Origin of the sequence: Franconibacter daqui (assembly GCF_014644275.1) — a bacterium.
In the GTDB taxonomy this organism is placed as follows: Bacteria; Pseudomonadota; Gammaproteobacteria; order Enterobacterales; family Enterobacteriaceae; genus Franconibacter; species Franconibacter pulveris.
Genome location: NZ_BMKJ01000006.1, coordinates 23,474 through 43,220 on the forward strand (window position 1 = coordinate 23,474; position 19,747 = coordinate 43,220).

20 protein-coding genes are annotated in these 19,747 nt (G+C 54.7%); 4 read left to right on the forward strand and 16 right to left on the reverse strand.

Translation table 11 applies throughout. The features are described from left to right. The 8 genes from IEX01_RS17395 to flhD all read right to left on the reverse strand — a co-directional run bounded on the left by IEX01_RS17395 (position 1) and on the right by flhD (position 6,984). The gene (locus tag IEX01_RS17395) at positions 1-507 is read right to left on the reverse strand and encodes a Csu type fimbrial protein (RefSeq protein WP_048888049.1); all 507 of its coding nucleotides are present in this window, start codon (positions 505-507) and stop codon (positions 1-3) included. Positions 508-570: 63 nt separating this feature from the next. Further along, positions 571-1,170, reverse strand: a complete 600-nt coding sequence (locus IEX01_RS17400) for a Csu type fimbrial protein (RefSeq protein WP_024559024.1) — start codon at positions 1,168-1,170, stop codon at positions 571-573. A 381-nt stretch (positions 1,171-1,551) separates the two neighbouring features. Beyond that, a complete protein-coding gene (cheW, locus tag IEX01_RS17405; RefSeq protein ID WP_024559023.1) occupies positions 1,552-2,055 on the reverse strand; it encodes a chemotaxis protein CheW in 504 nt (167 codons plus the stop codon). 26 nt (positions 2,056-2,081) lie between these two features. Next, the gene (gene cheA, locus IEX01_RS17410; protein ID WP_048888050.1) at positions 2,082-4,100 is read right to left on the reverse strand and encodes a chemotaxis protein CheA; all 2,019 of its coding nucleotides are present in this window, start codon (positions 4,098-4,100) and stop codon (positions 2,082-2,084) included. Positions 4,101-4,110: 10 nt separating this feature from the next. Further along, the gene (motB, locus tag IEX01_RS17415; RefSeq protein ID WP_024559021.1) at positions 4,111-5,040 is read right to left on the reverse strand and encodes a flagellar motor protein MotB; all 930 of its coding nucleotides are present in this window, start codon (positions 5,038-5,040) and stop codon (positions 4,111-4,113) included. Next, positions 5,037-5,924 (reverse strand): flagellar motor stator protein MotA, encoded by an 888-nt coding sequence (gene motA / locus IEX01_RS17420; protein ID WP_024559020.1) that lies wholly within the window; start codon positions 5,922-5,924, stop codon positions 5,037-5,039. The genes motB and motA overlap by 4 nt, the downstream gene beginning before the upstream one ends. Before the next feature lie 128 nt (positions 5,925-6,052). Beyond that, the gene (gene flhC, locus IEX01_RS17425) at positions 6,053-6,637 is read right to left on the reverse strand and encodes a flagellar transcriptional regulator FlhC (RefSeq protein WP_175306425.1); all 585 of its coding nucleotides are present in this window, start codon (positions 6,635-6,637) and stop codon (positions 6,053-6,055) included. Beyond that, complete coding sequence (flhD, locus tag IEX01_RS17430) at positions 6,634-6,984, reverse strand: flagellar transcriptional regulator FlhD (RefSeq protein WP_024559018.1); 351 nt, start codon at positions 6,982-6,984, stop codon at positions 6,634-6,636. The genes flhC and flhD overlap by 4 nt, the downstream gene beginning before the upstream one ends. 805 nt (positions 6,985-7,789) lie before the next feature. On the opposite strand from flhD, the gene uspC reads away from it, so the two are divergent. After that, entirely contained in the window at positions 7,790-8,212 is a 423-nt protein-coding gene (gene uspC / locus IEX01_RS17435) for a universal stress protein UspC (RefSeq protein ID WP_024561100.1), read from the forward strand. A gap of 40 nt (positions 8,213-8,252) precedes the next feature. Here the strand turns inward: uspC and otsA are convergent, their stop codons facing one another. The 6 genes from otsA to IEX01_RS17465 all read right to left on the reverse strand — a co-directional run bounded on the left by otsA (position 8,253) and on the right by IEX01_RS17465 (position 14,971). Further along, complete coding sequence (gene otsA / locus IEX01_RS17440) at positions 8,253-9,677, reverse strand: alpha,alpha-trehalose-phosphate synthase (RefSeq protein WP_024559016.1); 1,425 nt, start codon at positions 9,675-9,677, stop codon at positions 8,253-8,255. Further along, positions 9,652-10,458: a trehalose-phosphatase gene (gene otsB / locus IEX01_RS17445; protein ID WP_024559015.1), complete on the reverse strand. Its 807-nt coding sequence runs from the start codon at positions 10,456-10,458 to the stop codon at positions 9,652-9,654. The genes otsA and otsB overlap by 26 nt, the downstream gene beginning before the upstream one ends. 160 nt (positions 10,459-10,618) lie before the next feature. Further along, a complete protein-coding gene (araH, locus tag IEX01_RS17450) occupies positions 10,619-11,599 on the reverse strand; it encodes an arabinose ABC transporter permease AraH (RefSeq protein ID WP_024559014.1) in 981 nt (326 codons plus the stop codon). 13 nt (positions 11,600-11,612) lie between these two features. After that, on the reverse strand, positions 11,613-13,127 hold the full coding sequence (gene araG, locus IEX01_RS17455; protein WP_048888051.1) for an L-arabinose ABC transporter ATP-binding protein AraG: 1,515 nt from the start codon (positions 13,125-13,127) through the stop codon (positions 11,613-11,615). A 64-nt stretch (positions 13,128-13,191) separates the two neighbouring features. Beyond that, positions 13,192-14,181, reverse strand: coding sequence for an arabinose ABC transporter substrate-binding protein AraF (gene araF / locus IEX01_RS17460; protein ID WP_024559012.1), 990 nt, complete (start codon positions 14,179-14,181; stop codon positions 13,192-13,194). 274 nt (positions 14,182-14,455) lie between these two features. Continuing rightward, positions 14,456-14,971, reverse strand: coding sequence for a cupin domain-containing protein (locus tag IEX01_RS17465; RefSeq protein WP_024559011.1), 516 nt, complete (start codon positions 14,969-14,971; stop codon positions 14,456-14,458). Positions 14,972-15,516: 545 nt separating this feature from the next. On the opposite strand from IEX01_RS17465, the gene IEX01_RS17470 reads away from it, so the two are divergent. Continuing rightward, entirely contained in the window at positions 15,517-16,029 is a 513-nt protein-coding gene (locus tag IEX01_RS17470) for a non-heme ferritin-like protein (protein ID WP_188724253.1), read from the forward strand. A gap of 199 nt (positions 16,030-16,228) precedes the next feature. Next, on the forward strand, positions 16,229-17,572 hold the full coding sequence (locus tag IEX01_RS17475) for an anaerobic C4-dicarboxylate transporter (RefSeq protein ID WP_024559009.1): 1,344 nt from the start codon (positions 16,229-16,231) through the stop codon (positions 17,570-17,572). A 44-nt stretch (positions 17,573-17,616) separates the two neighbouring features. Here IEX01_RS17475 and IEX01_RS17480 read toward each other — a convergent pair whose 3' ends face one another. Beyond that, positions 17,617-17,865, reverse strand: coding sequence for a DUF2766 family protein (locus IEX01_RS17480; protein ID WP_024559008.1), 249 nt, complete (start codon positions 17,863-17,865; stop codon positions 17,617-17,619). A gap of 137 nt (positions 17,866-18,002) precedes the next feature. Further along, positions 18,003-18,086 (reverse strand): stress response protein AzuC, encoded by an 84-nt coding sequence (gene azuC, locus IEX01_RS17485; protein ID WP_103676150.1) that lies wholly within the window; start codon positions 18,084-18,086, stop codon positions 18,003-18,005. Between the two features lie 214 nt (positions 18,087-18,300). Between azuC and IEX01_RS17490 the strand changes: the two genes are divergently transcribed. Next, positions 18,301-19,722 carry an MFS transporter gene (locus IEX01_RS17490; protein WP_188724254.1) on the forward strand — a complete coding sequence of 474 codons (1,422 nt, stop codon included), beginning with the start codon at positions 18,301-18,303 and terminating at the stop codon, positions 19,720-19,722. Positions 19,723-19,747: the final 25 nt, after the last annotated feature.

The window sequence follows — 19,747 nt, forward strand, 5'->3', positions numbered from 1 at the left end:
TCACCATGACAACGTCACCGTGAGCCGATCGCTGTAGCTCCCTGCGGGGCTGAAGCCAGTCAGCTGCGCTGCGCCGAAAATGGGCAGCGTAATGTTGTTGCTGTTGCTGTAAGTCACCGTCACCGCCTGGTTTACGCCGATTTCGCTCGCTGCCGATAATGAGCTGGCGCTGTAGAGACGGTAAGGCACCCTTTCCGTTCCGCCGCTGCGCGCCATGTTGCGCACCGTGGAGTAATTTTGCCCGCCGTCAATGCTCATGCTGAGCGCCACCCCGGGGGTGCAGGCGAGCGTCAGACCGCTGTTCGGCACAAAGCTTGTGGTGACGCGGGACCGGTCCACACCGCTTCGCGTCCCAAAATCCAGCGTGCCGTAAACGCCGCCGCTGCCGCTCGTCACCGAGCAGCCCGGCGTGATGGTGGCATTAACCTGAAACGACTGCGTCGTCACCGCCCGCGAGGTCAGGCTGACGAAGGCTAACGCCAGGACAAAACCGCCGCTTTTTCGCACAGCTTTCCCCTGGACAGCCCGGCGGACTGCCCTGTTGTGTATCGTAAACAAGCGCAGCGGTAATTAGTAAATAACGCTCACGTTGATAGTGTCGGTATAAGTGCCCGGCACCACGGTGACGCTGTTGCCGCCGCCCTGGATACGGCCATAGAGGGTATAGTTATCGACGCCCCCCGTAGTGGAGGCGCGGGGAATCGGCGCGTTGTTGGCGATAACGTTGTTGAAGGCGGCGTCGCTGTAGAGGCTGTAGGCCACGCCCTGCGTCGCGTTAGTGGTATTGACAAGATAGCGGCCCGGCGTGCCTGGCGTGCCGATCACCGTGCCTGGCGCCTGGTTCGTGCTGCCGGTGACCTGCACGGTGTAATCCGCCGTGGTGCACTGAATAGCGAAGCTGTTGCCGCCCGCCGCGCCGGCTAACTGCGTGGTCAGGGTGTCGAAGGTTGCCGGGTGGGTGCCGAAGTCCAGCGTACCGAAGTTAATGCCGTTCTGGCTGGGCGAGCCGTTGATCAGGCAGCCGTTGGTCAACGTTAAGGTGGCGCCGATAGTACCGCTGCTGGTTACCGCATGGCTCACGGAAGAAGCGAGCAGTAACCCACCTCCGCAGATCACAACAAAAAGATTTTTTTCATCGTGTTTTCCTCTGACTGCGCTGTCGCGAAGCATCCTGTTTTCTAATTTGATCAGCCTGTTAAGCACCGGAACCGGAGCGCCGGAGCCTGTAAACTGAAATTTAGTTTATGTATCTGAATTTAACCAAATACTAACAGCGCATTCATACGGACGACGGATTGACGTATTTATTTCATTAAAAACAAAAGCTTAAATAATATAAATTCATTTCTGAATGTAAAATGAAATGGATATATTCATTATTGCGTGATTTTAGTCACATAATTCAGGCGAAAAACGCGGGCTAAAAATTGACAGATTGGTCAGCAGTGCTAACGGAGTATGTTAGGAGAACTACACAGTGGCGGAAAGTAATTACTCCGGCGGGCAGCGGGCAAAGAAAAGGGGCGTTAACGCGCCCCTCAGCCATGGCGGTTACGCGACGCGCGAAGCCGCGATATCCACCAGTTCCATCTCTTCGCTGTTGAGCAATTTTTCGATATGCACAAGGATGAGCATACGTTCGCCAATCGCGCCGAGGCCGGTCAGATATTCCGTTGAAAGCGTCACGGCGAATTCCGGCGCCGGGCGGATTTGCTCCGCGGTCAGCGACAGCACGTCGGAGACGCCGTCCACCACGATGCCCACCACGCGCTGGCCGAAATTCAGCACGATAACCACGGTGTTGTCGTTGTATTCCACATCCTGCTGGTTGAACTTCACGCGCAGGTCAACGATAGGCACAATCACGCCGCGCAGGTTGGTCACCCCTTTGATAAAGGAGGGGGTGTTGGCGATACGGGTTACCTGATCGTAACCGCGGATCTCCTGCACCTTCAGAATGTCGATACCGTACTCCTCGTCGCCGAGGGTAAATACCAGAAATTCCTGACCTGACGGCTCGCCGGCCAGTTTAGTTACATTACTCATACCGGTCATTTGTATACCTTTTTACGCTTGTGGGATCACGCGGCAGTCTGCGCCATACGCTGTTCACGGTTAATACTTTGCAGCGCTGAAACATCAACGATCAGCGCCACGCTACCATCGCCCAGAATGGTGGCGGCCGAAATGCCCGGCACTTTGCGATAGTTACTTTCAAGGTTTTTCACGACCACCTGATGCTGGCCGATAAGCTGGTCAACCAGCAGCGCGTAGCGGCGGCCCGCGCTTTGCAGAATCACGACGATGCCCTGAGTCGCTTCGGTTTTCGCGCCCTGCACGTCGAAGACCTTCCACAGCTCGACCAGCGGCAGATATTCGCCGCGCACTTCAAGCACGCGTTCGCCGCCAGCCAGCGGATGCAAATCTTCTTCGCGCGGCTGCAGCGATTCCATGACCGCGTTGAGCGGCAGAATAAACACCTCGTCATTCACCTTAACGGACATGCCGTCAAGGATGGCGAGCGTCAGCGGCAGCAGAATGCGAATGGTGGTGCCCTGCCCCTGCTTCGACTGGATCTCAACGTGGCCGCCCATCTCCTGGATGTTACGCTTCACGACGTCCATGCCAACGCCGCGGCCTGAAACGTCCGTGACCTGCTCGGCGGTAGAGAAGCCCGGCGCGAAGATAAGCATGCCCACTTCGTCATCGGTCATGCTTTCGCTGACCGCCATGCCCTGGGACATCGCCTTAGCCAGAATGCGCTCGCGGTTAAGCCCGGCGCCGTCGTCGGTCACTTCGATGCAAATGTTGCCGCCCTGATGTTCCGCGGAGAGGATCAGGTTGCCGACCGGGGCTTTACCTGCCGCCACGCGTTTTTCCGGCGATTCAATGCCGTGGTCAAGGCTGTTGCGAACAAGGTGCGTTAACGGGTCGATAATGCGTTCAATCAGGCTCTTATCAAGCTCGGTGGAGCTGCCCATCAGCGTCAGTTCAACCTGCTTGTTGAGCTTGCCGGCCAGATCCCGCACCAGACGCGGGAAGCGGCTGAAGACATATTCCATCGGCATCATACGGATGGACATGACCGATTCCTGAAGGTCGCGCGCGTTGCGCTGCAGCTGGCTCATGCTGGTGATGAGGTCGCCGTGCGTAACCGGATCGAGCTCGTTAGAACGCTGTTGCAGCATCGACTGGGTAATAACCAGTTCGCCCACCAGGTTAATCAACTGGTCGACTTTTTCTACCGCAACGCGAATGCTCGTTGACTCTTTCTCACGGGCCGGTTTTTCACGTTCCGCGCGGGCAGGCGCTGGCGCTTTAACGGCCGCGACGGGCGCAGCAGCGGCAGGCTCGGCCACCGGCGCGGGGGCGGCTTCAGGTTCCGGCTGCGCGGCCGCTTGCGGCGCGGCGCCCGGCGCCTGCGGCGCCAGGAAGGCTATTTGGTCCAGCTCAATGACGAAGCAGAGCACGGCGGTGATGTCATCCGCGCTGGCGCTGGTTTCAAGCGTCGCGGTGAGCGTATCGACGCCCTTCTCCACCTGGCTTACAGCGCCGAGGTTGCTCAGCTCTTCCAGCAGCAGATCGGGCTCGCTCGCCTTCAGCTTACTGAGCTGAATACGCAGGCTGCCGCCATCTTGTGCAACAGGCGCAGGCTCCGGCGTCTCCACCACGGTTAAATGCGCGCTGGCCGCAGGCGCAGTCGGCGCTTCGCCTTTCGCTTCCAGCGCCAGTTGACGCAGCGCCTGACAGATGTATTCAAAGCTGGCAGCATCCGGCTCCTGTGAGCTTTTATAAGCGTCGAGCTGTTCCTGCATAATATCTTTGGTTTCCAAAAACAGGTTGATAATGTCGGTGTTGAGTTGCATTTCACCGCGGCGAGCTTCATCCAGCAGGTTTTCCATCAGGTGCGTGGTTTCCTGCAAAATGGTGAAGCCGAAAGTGCCTGCGCCGCCTTTAATGGAGTGCGCTGCACGGAAAATGGCGTTGAGCTGCTCAGAATCCGGCGCTTCAGGCGACAGATCGAGCAGATGCTGCTCCATATCCGCCAGAAGCTCGTCGGCTTCGTCGAAAAATGTTTGATAAAAATCGCTGATATCCATACTCACGCTATCACCTCATAACCGGTTGCGACGGTGTTGGGTTGGAGGCCGGGGGCACGGCGCCCGGTTGTTGTAACACGCTCAGAGGCTCGTTCTCGCTTTCGGCGTTTTCATGCACGATGGCGTCTTCCGCCTGCTTGTTGAGCACTAAAATACTGATTCGACGATTCAGCGCTTCGTCCGGGCCGCGATTCGCCAACCGCATGGTGGCGGCCATCCCTACGACGCGCAGCATTTTGCCTTCGTCCAGCCCGCCTGCCATCAGTTCGCGACGCGAGGCGTTGGCGCGGTCGGCGGAGAGCTCCCAGTTGCTGTAGCCGCGCTCGCCGCCCGCATAGGGAAAATCATCCGTATGGCCCGACAGGCTGAGCTTATTCGGAATGCCGTTCAGCACCGGAGCGATAGCGCGCAAAATGTCGCGCATGTAAGGCTCTACTTCAGCGCTGCCGGTTTTAAACATCGGCCGGTTCTGGCTGTCGATAATCTGAATACGCAGCCCCTCCTGCACCAGATCGATCTTCAGATGCGGGCGCAGCGCGCGCAGTTTCGGATCCGCTTCGATCAGCTGATCGAGGTCGCCGCGCAGCTTTTTCAACCGGTTCTGCTCCATCCGTTTTTTCAGCTCGTCGATATTCGGCTGCTTTTTCACTTCACCCTGCTGTTGGGTGTAATCATCCCCGCCGCCCGGAATCGGGCTTTCACTGTCGGCGATGCGGTGCCCGCCCGTGATCGCAGCGGAAAGCGGCGTGCGAAAGTATTCGGCTATTTGCGTCAATTCTTTAGGGCTGGAAATGGAGATGAGCCACATAACCAGGAAAAACGCCATCATCGCGGTCATAAAATCGGCATAAGCGATTTTCCAGGAGCCGTGCGAGCCGCCCCCGTGCCCTTTATGCTTGCGTTTTTTTACGACAATGATGGGGTGATTCTGGTTTTTCATGCATCTTCCGTCGCTTTCTGTTGGTTAGCCCCTTTGGCCGCGCGTACATGCTCATCCAGTTCAGTAAACGAAGGACGTTCGCTGGAATAGAGCGTTTTACGGCCAAACTCGACGGCGATAGGCGGCGCGTAGCCGTTAAGGCTTGAAAGCAGCGTGACTTTTACGCACTGCATCATCTTGGTGGTTTCGGCGCTTTTCTGACGCAGCACGGTGGCGAGCGGCGAAACAAACCCGTAGGCGAGCAGGATGCCAAGGAAGGTCCCCACCATCGCGTGCGCAATCAGCGCGCCGAGTTCTGCCGCCGGGCGATCCGCCGACGCGAGCGCATGCACAACCCCCATTACCGCGGCCACGATGCCGAAAGCAGGCAACGAGTCGCCCATCAGCCCCAGACTGTTGGCCGGCACTTCGCTTTCGCTCTCGTGGGTTTCTATCTCTTCGTCCATCAGCGCTTCAATCTCGAAGGCATTCATGTTGCCGCTGATGATGAGGCGCAGATAATCGGTGATGAAATCGAGCATCATCGCATCCGCCAGAATGCGCGGATAGCTGGCGAAAATTTCGCTCTCTTTCGGGTTTTCTATATCGCGCTCAAGCGAAAACATGCCCTGTTGGCGAGACTTGGTCATCAGGCGATAAAGCAGCGCCATCAGATCCATATACAGGCTTTTGGTGTATTTCGAACGGCGGAAAAGCAGCGGCAGCGCCTTCAGCGTACCCTTGATGGCTTTCCCGTTGTTGCCGACGATAAAGGCACCGATGCCAGCCCCACCGATAATAATAAACTCAGAGGGTTGATAGAGTGCCCCCAGGTGACCGCCGGTCATCATATAACCACCGAACACGGTCCCCAGAATGACCAGGTAACCTAATAAAATCAGCACGACATCATCCTTCTGCTGTTGACCAAAGTGAGGATGCGCAGATAGAAGGGAGCGTTTAGCGGATCGGGGGATATAAAAAAGCAGCGGCGAAATCGCCGCTGCTGGAGTGAGTTTCCACACCGAACCGGTTAGACGGCCTGATCGACCTGTTCATCCAGCAGTTGTGGAATAATATCGGCAGCTTCCCGGGAAAGTTTACGTCTTTTTACCGCGCGGGATGGCGGCTGGCACAGGCTGCACGCAAAGCTGCCAACCGGCTGGTGCGCATGGGTGATAAAGTTGCCGCCGCAGCAGTTACAACGGGACAATTCCAGCATGCCGCTTTCAACAAAGCGCACCAGCGTCCAGGCGCGGGTTAAGGCAAGCAGCGGTCCCTCTTCCTGCTGCGGGCACTGTTCAAGGTATAAGCGGTAGGCTTTAATTACCGCATCCACGCCGCTGCACAGCCCAGTGCGCAGCAGGTATTGCCAGGCGTTGCAGAACATCGACGCGTGGATATTCTGTTCCCAGGTCATAAACCAGTCGGTGGAAAATGGCAGCATGCCTTTCGGCGGCGGGCTGCCTCTCAGCTCTTTGTAAAGCTTAATCAGGCGGCCACGGCTGAGCTGGGTTTCGCTTTCGAGCATTTGCAAACGCGCGCCAAGCGTAATCAACTCCATAGCCAGCTGAATATCACGAGCTTCCTGAACAATGCTTTTCTCGCTCATGATTATGCCCTTTTCTTCTTCGGTGCATCATCAGCGCTGGCGACTTCATTGAGCAGTCGCGTGGAGAGCAGAATACCGGTGTGGATCTGCTGCAGATCGTCAACGCGGGACTCCTGCGTCAGACGAGTGATTGTTTGATGATCGTTAAAGCGGAACTGACAAACCAGTTGGTTAGTTTCAGCCAGCTTCACCATTTGCGGCAGCGTCAATTCAACAAGCGTGTTGGCCATCTGTTCGTTAATACCTAAGCGAAACATAGCCGAAGCCTTATCCTGACTGATCAGCCTTTGCGCCAGTAACAAATATGACAGATTGATATCATAAATATGTTTTAGCAACTCGGATGCGTGCATTTTTCCCATCCCGAATAACCAATTTTATTAAATGCGGCGTTGCCGCACCCCGTGATGTCGCCGGATAAAATCCGGTAAAAAATAAAACCGTAATGGTAAAAAATAATGGGTGGTACGCTGTGCTGACCGGTTAACTATGCCGGTTTAAATTATTGCTTCCCTGTAGCGTTTCCTTACGCGGTTAAGACTTGCTTACAAATTCCTAAGATTTTTCCTAATTCGCGCAAACTGTACTCGTCACCCCTAACACATACAATGTGGTCGCGCCGAGATTTTAGGAATTATGTGATGTACGTCACATAATTTCAATCTATAAATCACACGAAAGCATAAGTGACAGTGTTTAATTGGACAAAATTTAACCAAAGTCAGCTCATAATAAGCTTCCTAAGTCGAATATTAATGCATTGAAGTTTTAGATAGTGACGCCTGTAATACTTGCTGACAGCAATTATTTTACAACTATCTAACCTGCAATGGTTCTATGTTAGAAACATGACTCTTCTGTTAAACTTCTAAATATAAGTTAATTATTTTCAATGAGTTAGCCTGGAGTTACTTGTAACATAAAAAAAGGCTTTTTGATGACTTTACTGCCGCTAAACTGTCAAAATTTTGCGATAAAATAATCATGATTGTTACTTTTCATTAACATATTTACCTCCTGCATATTCCATACATAAGAATATTTAAAGTTTTTTTATGAGACCTATCACGCTTCTTTCAAACGTAACGCTTGCGCAAGGGTTTTATCAGGCGTAAGAGCGAAGAGTGGCTTTATCATCTTGTTTAAAAGGAGATAAACATGAGCTATGCCCATGTTCTTGTTGCGGTTGCGGTGACGCCGGAAAGTCATCTGCTGGTTGAAAAGGCCGTTTCGCTGGTTCAGCCTTATCAGGGGCGTATCACATTGCTTACGCTCGCCGCAGACCCGGAACTTTATAATCAATTCGCCGCCCCTATGCTGGAAAATTTGCGGGAATTAGTTTTAGAAGAGACGAGGGCTTTTTTAGAGGAAATAAAGATTCGCGCGAAATACCCTATCGCGGGTTCGCACATTGCCACCGGAGAATTAAGCGATCATATTCTGGATATTTGTCGCAAAGAGAATATTGACCTGGTTATATGCGGTAATCATAACCAAACCTTTTTCGGGAAAGCCCTTTGCTCAGCAAAAACGGTTGTCGCCGCCAGCAAAGTGGATGTCTTATTAGTGCCGCTCAAGTAAAAATCGCCTGCCTGAATGGAACAGGCAGGCGATTTTCGGTTTACGCCAGTTTCGGGAAGGTCGCCACTTTACTTTGCAGCTGGCTTTCGTCGCTGCGTGGCGTCACTTGCTTTAGGTCGGCGATAAAACTCTCCTGCCAGTGATTGATGTCATTTTTTTGCACAATCTCCAGCATTTCACTGTGACGCGCGATACGCTCAGCCAGCGGCATCGTTAGCGCCCGGTCAAGCGCCGCCGCGACTTCGTCACGATCGTAGGGGTTTACCAGCAGCGCGGAGGTCAGCTCGTTTGCCGCGCCTGCAAAGCGGGAAAGCACCAGCACGCCCGGATTTTTCGGGTCCTGCGCCGCCACATACTCTTTGGCGACCAGGTTCATCCCATCGCGCAGCGGAGTGACCAGGCCGACATCCGCATAGCGGAAGACTTTCATCAGCAGCTTGCGGTCAAAATGCTGGTTGAGATAGTAAAGCGGCGTCCAGCCAAGCTGGCCATATTTGCCGTTAATGCGGCCCGCTTCGGTTTCCAGCAGATGGCGAATGTCCTGATAAGCCTGCACATCACCGCGCGACGTCGGCGCGATTTGCGTGTAGCGAATTTTGCCGTGGTGCTGCGGGAATTTCTCAAGCAGCGCTTCAAACGCCTGGAAACGCTCCGGCAGGCCTTTGGAATAATCCAGACGCTCCACTGAGAAGATGTTTTTGATGCTGCCAAGCTCTTTTTTGAGCTGCTCAAGCTTCGGCGGCAGCGGTCCTGCGGCCTGTTCGGCAATCTCATCCGGTTCAATGCCGATGGGGTAAACTTCCGTGCGGAACGTTTTGCCATAGGCTGAATGCGCATGTTTGCCATGTGCGGTAAGGCGCGTCTGGGTAGCGAGGCTGTCTAAAAACGCTACGCGGTCGTTTTCCGTCTGGAAGCCCAGCAGGTCATAATCGCACAGCTGTTCCAGCAGCTCTTTATGCGGCGGCAGCGCGTTAAAAATTTCCGGCGTCGGGAAAGGAATATGCAGGAAGAAACCGATGCGGTTATTAATGCCGCGCTTACGCAGTTCGGCTGCGAACGGCAGCAGATGGTAATCATGGATCCAGAGGATGTCGTCCTCTTTTACTAACGGTTTCAGCTTGTCAGCCAGCAGGCTGTTAACGCGCTGATAGCCTTCCCAGGCATCACGCTGAAAGTTAACCAGGTCCAGACGATAGTGGAAAGCGGGCCAGAGAACGGCATTGGAGAATTGGTTGTAATATTGCTCATGGTCTTCTTCGCTAAGGTTGAAGGAAGCCCATGTAATATTATCGCGAGTAACTTTCTTTAGCGGCGCGTCTTCATTGCCAATCTCTCCGCTCCAGCCAAACCAGAGACCGCCTGCGGCTTTCAGCGCCCCCAGTATCCCTACCGCGAGGCCCCCGGCGCTGCTCTTTTTGTCATCAGGCGGGGCGATACGATTAGATACTACGACTAAGCGACTCATAGCCTTCTCTCCTTTCAGTAAAATGCTTTTTTTCTTGTTCTAAGTGTTGTACGAGTTCTTCAAGCCAGGCGTGCACCTCTTGTACACTGGCCAGACGCCACTTCGCCTGCGTCTCGCCCTGCCCGACCTTAATGGATACGCCGTTTACGGCGTTTACAGTATGAAAGCCAGCCTCATCCGTCAGGTCATCGCCAACAAATACCGGCGTGCGGCCTGCAAACGGCGCTTCTTTTAAAAACGCCGCTACGGCCGCGCCTTTATTAATGCCCTTTGGTTTCAGCTCTACCACACATTTGCCCGGCTGCAGCGCCAGCTCTTCATGCTGCTGCGCCAGCGACTGGGCAAGCTGCAACACCTGTTGCTCATATTCCGGCGCCTGACGGTAGTGCAGCGCAAAAGCCATGCCTTTTGGCTCAAGCTCGGTACCCGGCATTTTCGCCAGCGCCTGTTCTAGTCGCAAATGCAGCGAGGTCACCAACTCTTCCGGCAGGGCCACGACATGGTTATTTCCATTGATATCACGACGTTCCGCTCCGTGTACCCCGGCGAGCGGGAACTGGAACGGTGTGGCGAGCTTGTCGAGCTCAACCATCGAACGTCCTGAGACCAATGCCAGCGCCCCGTTATTCATGCCCGAAAGTTTTTGCAGCAGGTTGCGCACGTCAGAGGGAATGGAGACTTGATCCGGATGCGGTTTGATTTCCGCCAGTGTGCCGTCCAGGTCAAAAAAGAAGGCAAGATCCCCGGAAAGCAGCGGCGGTGTAGAGAGTACTTCAGCCACCCAATTTCCTCCTTACAGGTTTAATGGATAACCGCTTCGGTTATCCAGGGTTGTTCGTTAGCCATGTAAGTATAGACAGTGTGACGAGTGTCGCCATTCGACAACAGCTTCGCCAGCCGTAAAGGGCTGGCGAAGTGGACGAATATCAGTCAAAAAACGGTTAAACCGTGCGCTTTGCTTTCTGTTTGTAGCGGTCGAAAATCACCGCCGCGAGAAGGATGAGGCCGCGCACCACGTACTGTGCGAAGGGGGAGATGTTCAGCAGGTTCATGGCGTTTTCTACGGTGCCGAGAATTAATATCCCCGCCACCACATACGAGATTTTTCCTATGCCGCCTTTGAGCGAAACGCCGCCCAGAACGCATGCCGAGATGACGATAAGCTCATAACCGATAGAGGTCATCGGCTGGCCGCTGGTCATACGCGAGGCGAGAATAATCCCCGCCGCTGCGGAGACCAGACCGGAGAGCACAAAGATGATTATCTTGGTGCGCACGACCGGTACGCCCGCGAGACGCGCCGCCTCTTCGTTGCCGCCAATCGCCAGCGTATTGCGGCCAAAGGTGGTTTTATTGAGCAGGAAGCCAAACAGCACCAGACAGGCGACCGTCAGCCAGATTGGCGCGGGCAGCCCCAGCCAGTTAGCGTAGCCCAAGGTGAAGAAGCTCTCGTCTTCAATCCCGACTGCTTTACCGTCGGAGATGATATAGGCCAGGCCGCGGACTATCTGCATGGTGGCGAGCGTGGTGATAAGCGCGTTGATTTTTAGCTTCGCAATCACAAACCCGTTCACAAGGCCGCTCGCCACGCCAAGCATTAGCCCTGCGAAAACACCAATCCATAGGCTTTCAGTCATGTTGATGACCACCGCCGTGGTAACGCCCGCGCAGGCGATAACCGATGCGACGGACAGGTCAAAGTCGCCAGAGGCAAGGCAGAAAAGCATGCCGCAGGCCACCATGCCGGACATTGAGATGGCGAGGCCCAGCCCTTTCATATTAATGAAGGTGGCGAAGTTGGGAACGAAGATGGCGCAGGCGATAAACAACACCGCGAAAACCACCAGCATGCCGTACTGATCCCAGATACGGCCGACGCTAAACGGCGATTTGGTTGCGCCGGATGATGTTAATGAAGACATGTTTACTCCTCTCTCAGGCAACCGCCTGGCTGACTTTGGGCATAGCGAGACTCAATGCCTGCTGTTCGCTGGCCTGGTCATGCAACAGTTCTCCGGCGATTTCCCCTTCGCGCATCACCACGATGCGGTCGGCGACGCCAAGCACTTCCGGCAGATCGCTGGAGGCGAAAAGCACCGCCACCCCCTGCGCGGCAAGCGCGTAAATCACGTTGTAAATTTCATGCTTCGCGCCGACGTCAATGCCGCGCGTCGGCTCGTCGAGCAAAATCACTTTCATCTCTTCCGAAAGCCAGCGGCCAAGAATGGCTTTCTGCTGGTTGCCGCCGGAAAGATTCATGATGAGCTGCTCGGCGGTCGGAGTTTTAATATTGAGCGAGCGGATATGGTGCTGGGCGTTGTTGGCTTCCCACTGATTATTGATAAGACAACCCGCGCTGATATGCTTGCGCCGCGCGCTGATGTTGATGTTGTCCTGCACCGAGTGCACCGGAATAATACCGTCGGCTTTACGATCTTCCGGACAGAGCATCATGCCGGCGCGGATAGCGTCGCCGGGTTCACGGATAGCCACCGGCTTGCCGTCTATCAACACCTGTCCGCCAGTGATGCGCGTGCCGCCAAAAAGCCCTTTCATCAGCTCGCTGCGCCCTGCGCCCACCAGACCAAACAACCCGACGATCTCCCCGCTTTTTACGCTGAGGCTGACCGGCATGCGCACGCCGGGCGCTTTCACTTCATTCAGACGCAACCGCTCTTCACCGTAAGGACGCGGTTTCCAGCCGTAGATATCGCCGAGGTTGCGCCCGACCATCGCCTGCACCAGGCTGTCGTGGTTAACCTGCTGCATATCGCTGAAGGTGCAGACATAGCGCCCATCTTTAAACACGGTGATGGCGTCGCTCAGCGCGAAGATCTCTTCCATGCGGTGCGAGACATAAAGAATGACGCGCCCTTCCTTTCTTAACTCGCGAATCACCCGGAACAGGTTTTCGATCTCCCGCGCCGAGAGCGAACTGGTGGGCTCGTCGAAGGCGATAATCTTGGCGTTGCGCGCCAGCGCCTTGGCGATTTCCACCATCTGCCACTGGCCGATGGAGAGGTACTTCAACGGCGTCTGCGGGTCGATATTCAGCCCGAGATGCTCAAGCTGGAGTTTTGCTTCGTAATTCAGCAGCGAACGGTTAACAATGCCGCCTTTATGCGGGATCTGGCCGAGATAAATGTTCTCAGCGACAGACATTTCCGGCACCAGATGCAACTCCTGGTAAATAATGGCGACCCCGGCGTTCAGCGCTGCGGTGGTGTCATTAAAAGCCACTTCGTTGCCCTGAATGGCGATGCTGCCTGTGGTTGGGGTGTAATTGCCGCTCAGGATCTTCAGCAATGTGGATTTACCGGCGCCATTTTCCCCCATCAGGGCGTGGACCTGGCCGGCGTGACAATCAAAGCTAATGTCGGAAAGCGCCTTCACGCCCGGAAAGGATTTTCCTATGCCACGAAATGAGAGATACGGTGCTGCCTGTTGCATAACGCCTCCACAATCGACTCCGGAAGCGGGCGCATTGCGCGCCCGTGAGTTGTAAACCAGACCATTACTTGCCGCCCAGCCCTTTTTTCGCCAGTTCGTCTTTGAAGTTGTCGCGGGTGATAAGCACCACGTCGGTAACTTCAGTGAACTTCGGCGGCTCGGCCCCTTTCGTCACCCAGTTGTAGAGCATTTCGCTGGATTTATAGCCATGCACGTCCGGGCTTGGCAGCAGCGAGCCATAAAAGCCGGTGGCCTGCGCTTTGGAAAGCTCGCTTACCGCATCGACGCCGTTGATGCCGATGCCGATAACATCCGGCGCTTTAAAGCCCTGCCCTTCAGTGGCGCGTACGCCGCCCAGCACCGTGTTGTCGTTCATGCCGACAACCAGCCAGTGTTTCACTTCAGGATGCTGAACAAGCAGCGAGTTGGCGGCGTCAAACGCGCCAGGAATATCGTTGGATTTGGTCGGTACCTGATAGATCTGTTTTTCCGGGAAGCCAGCGGCCTTCAGCGCGTCCATCGAGCCGGTGGTGCGGCGGCGGGCGGTATCAAGTTCGTTTGCAGTGATGGCCATAACGGCGGACTCTTTTACATCCCAGCCGCGTTTTTGCATCTCTTTATAAAGCTCCTGGCCCTGGCGCTCGCCGATTTTGGCCGCCGCCATCATCACCAACGGAACGGTTTCCATCGGCTTGCCTTTGGCGTTAACGAACTGATCGTCAACCGCAATGACTTTCATGTCGTAGCCGCGCGCTTTGGCCACAATCGCCGAGCCCAGTTTCGGGTCTGGCGTACAGATAACAAAGCCTTTGGCGCCGCTTGCCGCCAGACTGTCGATAGCGTTAAGGGTCTTTTCGCCGTCCGGCACGGCGATTTTGATCACTTCAAAACCCAAATCTTTCCCGGCTTTATCAGCAAATTTCCACTCGGTCTGGAACCAGGGCTCCTCCGGCTGTTTAACCAGAAAACCCAGCTTCATGGTTTCTGCGATAGCGGATTGTGACATAACGGCAGCCAGACCGAGCGCTGCCAGCGCTTTAGTAAATTTGTGCATGGTTGACTCCAGCTTTAGCTTTCTTTTATGCAGGGTAAAAACCTGTACGGTTCTTTTAATCGGACATAAAACAAGGCATTAGCCTCGCCTTCCCGGCAGAGGCTGTTGCTGGAGATAGTTTAATAAGGAAATCAATCCTCCATAGGAGAGCAAAATCACACCGCAGAATTACAGTCAGGGTGTGCATAGATTCAGCAATTTAAGGCATAATTCCGAGCTCATATGTATGATGAATGATAAAGGGAGCGGCAGGAAAATCCATATCCCCAGTTGCTCAGTCCTGGCGGTTCCACGCTTCGAGCAAACCGCCTGCGCTGCCGAAAAGCGGATCGCTGTGCGCAATGGCGACCTGGGCGACATTTTTTAACGTTTCCTGCAGCTGTTCCGGTTGGTCGAGGTACTTATCGGGGGAGAGATGAGGGGGATAAGCGCCAACCGCCATAAAATCATCGCTGGCGCGAATTTGCTTATGGCCGACGCCCGCCGGAATGAGTACCGCATCGCCTCTTTTCAGGTGCACCACCGGGCCGGTTTCACCGCCGAGTTGAATATCCGCTTCGCCGGCGTAAATACCCAGCACTTCATGCGTGTTGGTGTGAAAATGGGTATAGGTAAAAACAGGATAACGCCAGCGCGGCGGCCAGTCGTTCTTGTCGAAAACAGCTTCAAACCAGGCGGCGCTGTCTCGCGCGTCCTGCGGCATAACCTGGCGATAAAGCAAAAGCGGCAGCGGATTATTAGGCACGCCGCCGCTGGGTTGCGTTAAATAAAGCGTTTCGTAATGGTTCATAGAGCCCCCTGCTCGCTTAAAACTAAAAGTATAGCCAGCGGCGCGGGGATGAGCGTTTACCAGGCCTGACAGATAGGCCCGGCATGCTCACGTACGGGCGCGTCTTCCAGCAGGCGGGCAGCAAGGGGCCGCGTAAAGTCCAAAGTCCCTGACGCAGAGAAGCCTTCACCTGCGCATCAACACAGACAACGTCGTCGCTATCCTGTCAGAGAGGCCTGACAAGAGTTAACCCTACACGCCGGCTTGCTCCGTTAGCGCGTATATCAATAAAACCCTCCTTCATTTATTTGTTAGTACAACCAATACACGCAAAAAGAGTAAGTGTAAGCAGTTGTAAAAAGAAGACCCCCGAAAAGGTGCGCGATTACGGTCGCGACGTATCCTGATAGTGACCCTGGCGCCAGCACGGCAGAAGAGAGAAGTAAAAAAGCCAGGCGAAAGCGCTAACTTACTGAGATTAAATATTTTATTAAGTGCAACGCTAAACGTGCTTGCCCGGCGGCGCCAACAAACACGACATTCACTCGCTGAATAAGGATGTTTTTATGCCGACCCGTGAAATTTTTCAAAAACTCAATGCGCAGGTAAATCGCGAGTTTAACGCCTCCCACCTTTATCTTCGACTTAGTGACTGGTGTACGGAACATAATCTCAATGGCGCCGCGACGTTTCTGCGCAACCAGGCGAAAAATAATGTCACGCAGATGATGTCGCTATTCGACTATATGAAGCAGGAAGGCGCCGACCCGATCATTGGCGCAACTCCCGTTTCCGCCTGCGACTGCCGTTCGCTGGAAGAACTGTTCCTGCGTACCCTTGAGGATCTTAAACAACGGAGCGCAAGCCTTTCTGATCTCACGCTTCTGGCAAAAGATTGTCACGACGACGCCACATGCCGCGTGCTGGAGTCGCTGGCCGCCAGTCATGCTGAGAACAGACAGTTTTTACAGGCGCTGCTGGAAGAGGTTCGCGTCGCCTCGCGCGAAGGCGTGCCGCTGGCAGATACCGATCGAGGCTTTCTCAACCTGGTAAATTACGAACATCACTCTTCTGTTTAATATTGCCCCACCCCTCCCTGGCCCGGCTTAGTTCGGGCTTTTGCTCGCCTGCGGCGCTAAGCTATGAATGCCCACCTAATAGTATGTTGTAACTATTAACAAACGAAGCGCGCTTAACATTTCTGATCTGGCTCCCAATGATTAACCACACAATATGTGATGATTTGTGTTGTTTTTATTTTATTAGCCAGGGACAGTTATGATAACCATTGAATTTATAGTCATTATTCTTTGTCTGTTAGTGGGTACGCGTTTTGGCGGCATGGGGCTCGGTTTAATCAGCGGCGTCGGTCTTTTTATCCTGACCTTTGTTTTTGGCCTTGAGCCCGGCAAGCCGCCGGTGGACGTGATGCTCACCATCCTTGCGGTCATCGGCTGCGCCGCCACGCTGCAAACCGCAGGCGGGCTGAACGTGATGATGCAGTTTGCCGAAAAACTGCTGCGCCGCCACCCGCAGCACATTACCCTGCTCGCCCCTTTCACCACCTGGTCGCTGACGTTTTTGTGCGGCACCGGCCACGTCGTTTACACCATGTTTCCCATCATCGCGGACATTGCGCTGAAAAAGAACATCCGCCCGGAGCGGCCGATGGCGGTGGCCTCGATTGCCTCGCAGATGGCGATTACCGCCTCTCCTGTTTCGGTGGCCGTGGTGTCGCTGGTCTCCATTATCGGCGCCCGGCATGGCGTAGGTCAGGCATGGGGGATTCTGGAAATTCTCGCGGTTTCGGTGCCTGCCTCGCTGTTTGGCGTGCTGATCGCCGCGCTCTGGAGCCTGCGCCGGGGTAAAGACCTGGCGGACGACGATGCTTTCCAGGCCCGTATTCGCGATCCCAAACAGCGCGACTACATTTACGGCGCCAGCGAGACGCTGATGAACCAGCGCTTCCCTCGCGAAGCCTACTGGTCAACCTGGATCTTTTTTACCGGCATCCTGGTCGTTGTGTTGCTCGGCGCGCTGCCCGCGCTGCGCCCGGCATTTGAAATCAAAGGCGCGCTGAAGCCGCTTTCCATGAACCTTGTGATTCAGATGATGATGTTGATTGCCGGCGCGGTCATGTTGGTGGTGTGTAAAGTGAATGCCGCCACTATCTCCAGCGGCGCAGTATTTAAAGCGGGCATGGTGGCGATTTTCTCGGTGTTTGGCGTCGCCTGGATGAGCGACACCTTTTTTCAGGCGCACCTGGAAGGGCTGAAACTGGCGCTGGAAGGCGTCGTGCAAAGCCATCCGTGGACATATGCGCTGGTGCTTTTTTTGGTGTCGAAGCTGGTGAACAGCCAGGCGGCGGCGTTGACGGCCGTCGCCCCCATGGGGCTGATGCTGGGCGTGGAGCCCAAAATGCTGGTGGCCTTCTTCCCTGCCTCTTACGGCTACTTTATTTTACCAACCTACCCAAGCGACCTCGCCTGCATCGGCTTTGACCGTTCCGGCACCACGCGCATCGGCAAATTCATTCTCAACCACAGCTTTATTCTGCCGGGACTGATTGGCGTAAGCTGCGCCTGCGCAGCCAGCTACATGCTGGTACAGCTTTTCTTTTAATTACCGTGAAAGATAGCAAAACGGCCTCACAGGAGGCCGTTTTATTAATGCGCTTCGTTTTGTGGGGTGAATTTCAGCTCAATCAACGCCACCGCTTTTTGTACCGCGCGCAGCGTAACCGCATCGGCGGCAGGATGACCGGTAAAATCGATAGCCTTAAGCTGGTTCGCCATCTTCTCACGCACTTCAACCGGCGCAATCACGTCAATGACATCCAGGATCTGCTTGATAACCAGCTGGCACGCTACGATGTCAGATTGCAGCTCTTCTTCGGCGGTAAAAACTTTCGACATTTCTCACTCCTTACGTTTCGTGGCGGCCATAGTAGCGGCACCTCGGGAAAAACGGTAGTAAAACGCGGAGGTAGTCGAAACGGAAAAGGAGAGATAAAGTGAAAGCACAAAAAAACCTGCCGAAGCAGGTTTTTTTATCAGAACATAGCGCCTGGCGGTACGTCTTTGAAAGTCTTGCAGTAGTTTTCGAACATGCTTTTCAGGATTTTACGGAATTTCATGATGTGCTCCGAATTTGTTTTTATGCAGATAACGTGTTGCGATGGGCTAATAATATGACCACCATCACAAAAATCAACCAGTTTGTGATGAATATCACACCAATAAAGTTAACGTTTTGCGCATATTTGTTAAAAAAACATAAATAAATCCATCAGTTACCTTTTAAACTGACAGGTATAAATTTACTCATTTTTTTTAAACGGGACGGTAGCGATGAGTGGTAGCGCAGGCGCGACGACAAGACGCGGTCTTTCACCTGCGGCCCTGCTGGTGGCAGGCGCCTTTTTTATGGAGTTTCTCGACGGCACCGTTATCGCCACAGCGCTGCCGGAGATGGCCCGCACCTTTGGCGTGCAGGCGGTAGATCTCAATATTGGCATCAGCGCTTACCTGCTTACGCTTGCCGTGCTGATCCCCGCCAGCGGCTGGATAGCGGACCGCTTCGGCGCCCGCGTGGTGTTTACGATTGCGCTGGGTATTTTTACTCTCGCTTCGGTGCTTTGCGGCCTCGCTGAAAGCCTGGAAGTTTTTGTCGCCATGCGTATTTTGCAGGGCGTGGGCGGCGCGCTGATGGTGCCTGTCGGGCGATTAGCGGTGCTGCGCACTACGCCCAAACATCAGCTGATAGGCGCTATCGCCACCCTTACCTGGCCCGCGCTGGTCGCCCCGATTATTGGCCCGCCGCTGGGCGGCTTTATCACCAGCTACGCCACCTGGCGCTGGATCTTCTTTATCAACCTGCCGCCTGGACTGCTGGCGATGTGGCTTGCGTTACGCATTATTCCAGATATTCGCGAAGAGGAGCGTCGACCTTTCGATACGCAAGGCTTTATCGCGACTGCCGTGGCGATGGTTGCACTGGTCTACATGATGGAGCTCCTTGGCACAGAGCAGCCGGATCTCACGCTTGCTGGCGCGTTGCTGGTCGCTGGCGGCGGCGCGCTGTGGTTTGCGCTGCGTCATTTTCAGCGCGCACGCTATCCTTTGATTCGTCTTGACGCGATGCGGGTGCAGACCTTTCGCGTAACGATGCTTGGCGGCTCGCTGTTCCGCGCCTCCATCAGCGCTGTGCCCTTCTTATTACCGCTGCTGTTCCAGGTGGGCTTCGGCATGGATGCATTTCACTCGGGCTTGCTGGTGCTGGCGGTGTTTGCCGGTAACCTCATGATAAAACCAGCCACTACGCCGCTTATCCGCACGCTGGGGTTTAAGAAATTGCTGCTGATAAACGGCCTGCTGAACGTGGCGGCGTTGCTCGCCTGTGCGTTTCTGACGCCGCAAACGCCCCTCTGGCTGATACTGGTCATTCTTTATCTGGGCGGCGTTTTTCGCTCTATTCAGTTTACGGGAGTTAGCACCCTCGCCTTCGCCGATGTGCCTTCGCCACAGATGAGCTACGCCAATACGCTGTTCAGCACCGCCACGCAACTGGCGGTCGGGCTTGGCATTACGCTTGGGGCGATTGGCATCCGGCTTGGTGAACTGGTGAGCCGCTGGTTTTCGCTGGAAAGCCTGCCGGGTGTGAGTTTTCGTCTGGCGTTTGTCTGGATTGCGCTGATTTGTCTGGTGGGATTAATCGATACGCTGCGTCTGGCGCGTCAGGCCGGAGCGGCGGTTTCTGAAAAACGTTCATAAAAAACCAGCGCCCGGGCGCTGGTTT

Bases quoted from the DNA above. Each gene is read 5' to 3' on its own strand.
- cheW (WP_024559023.1), bottom strand. From the start codon at position 2,055: ATGACCGGTATGAGTAATGTAACTAAACTGGCCGGCGAGCCGTCAGGT.
- IEX01_RS17470 (WP_188724253.1), top strand. From the start codon at position 15,517: ATGCCGACCCGTGAAATTTTTCAAAAACTCAATGCGCAGGTAAATCGC.
- azuC (WP_103676150.1), bottom strand. From the start codon at position 18,086: ATGAAATTCCGTAAAATCCTGAAAAGCATGTTCGAAAACTACTGCAAG.
- uspC (WP_024561100.1), top strand. From the start codon at position 7,790: ATGAGCTATGCCCATGTTCTTGTTGCGGTTGCGGTGACGCCGGAAAGT.
- otsA (WP_024559016.1), bottom strand. From the start codon at position 9,677: ATGAGTCGCTTAGTCGTAGTATCTAATCGTATCGCCCCGCCTGATGAC.
- IEX01_RS17400 (WP_024559024.1), bottom strand. From the start codon at position 1,170: ATGCTTCGCGACAGCGCAGTCAGAGGAAAACACGATGAAAAAAATCTT.
- flhD (WP_024559018.1), bottom strand. From the start codon at position 6,984: ATGCACGCATCCGAGTTGCTAAAACATATTTATGATATCAATCTGTCA.
- IEX01_RS17465 (WP_024559011.1), bottom strand. From the start codon at position 14,971: ATGAACCATTACGAAACGCTTTATTTAACGCAACCCAGCGGCGGCGTG.
- IEX01_RS17490 (WP_188724254.1), top strand. From the start codon at position 18,301: ATGAGTGGTAGCGCAGGCGCGACGACAAGACGCGGTCTTTCACCTGCG.
- araG (WP_048888051.1), bottom strand. From the start codon at position 13,127: ATGCAACAGGCAGCACCGTATCTCTCATTTCGTGGCATAGGAAAATCC.
- IEX01_RS17480 (WP_024559008.1), bottom strand. From the start codon at position 17,865: ATGTCGAAAGTTTTTACCGCCGAAGAAGAGCTGCAATCTGACATCGTA.
- IEX01_RS17475 (WP_024559009.1), top strand. From the start codon at position 16,229: ATGATAACCATTGAATTTATAGTCATTATTCTTTGTCTGTTAGTGGGT.
- araH (WP_024559014.1), bottom strand. From the start codon at position 11,599: ATGTCTTCATTAACATCATCCGGCGCAACCAAATCGCCGTTTAGCGTC.
- cheA (WP_048888050.1), bottom strand. From the start codon at position 4,100: ATGGATATCAGCGATTTTTATCAAACATTTTTCGACGAAGCCGACGAG.
- araF (WP_024559012.1), bottom strand. From the start codon at position 14,181: ATGCACAAATTTACTAAAGCGCTGGCAGCGCTCGGTCTGGCTGCCGTT.
- motB (WP_024559021.1), bottom strand. From the start codon at position 5,040: ATGAAAAACCAGAATCACCCCATCATTGTCGTAAAAAAACGCAAGCAT.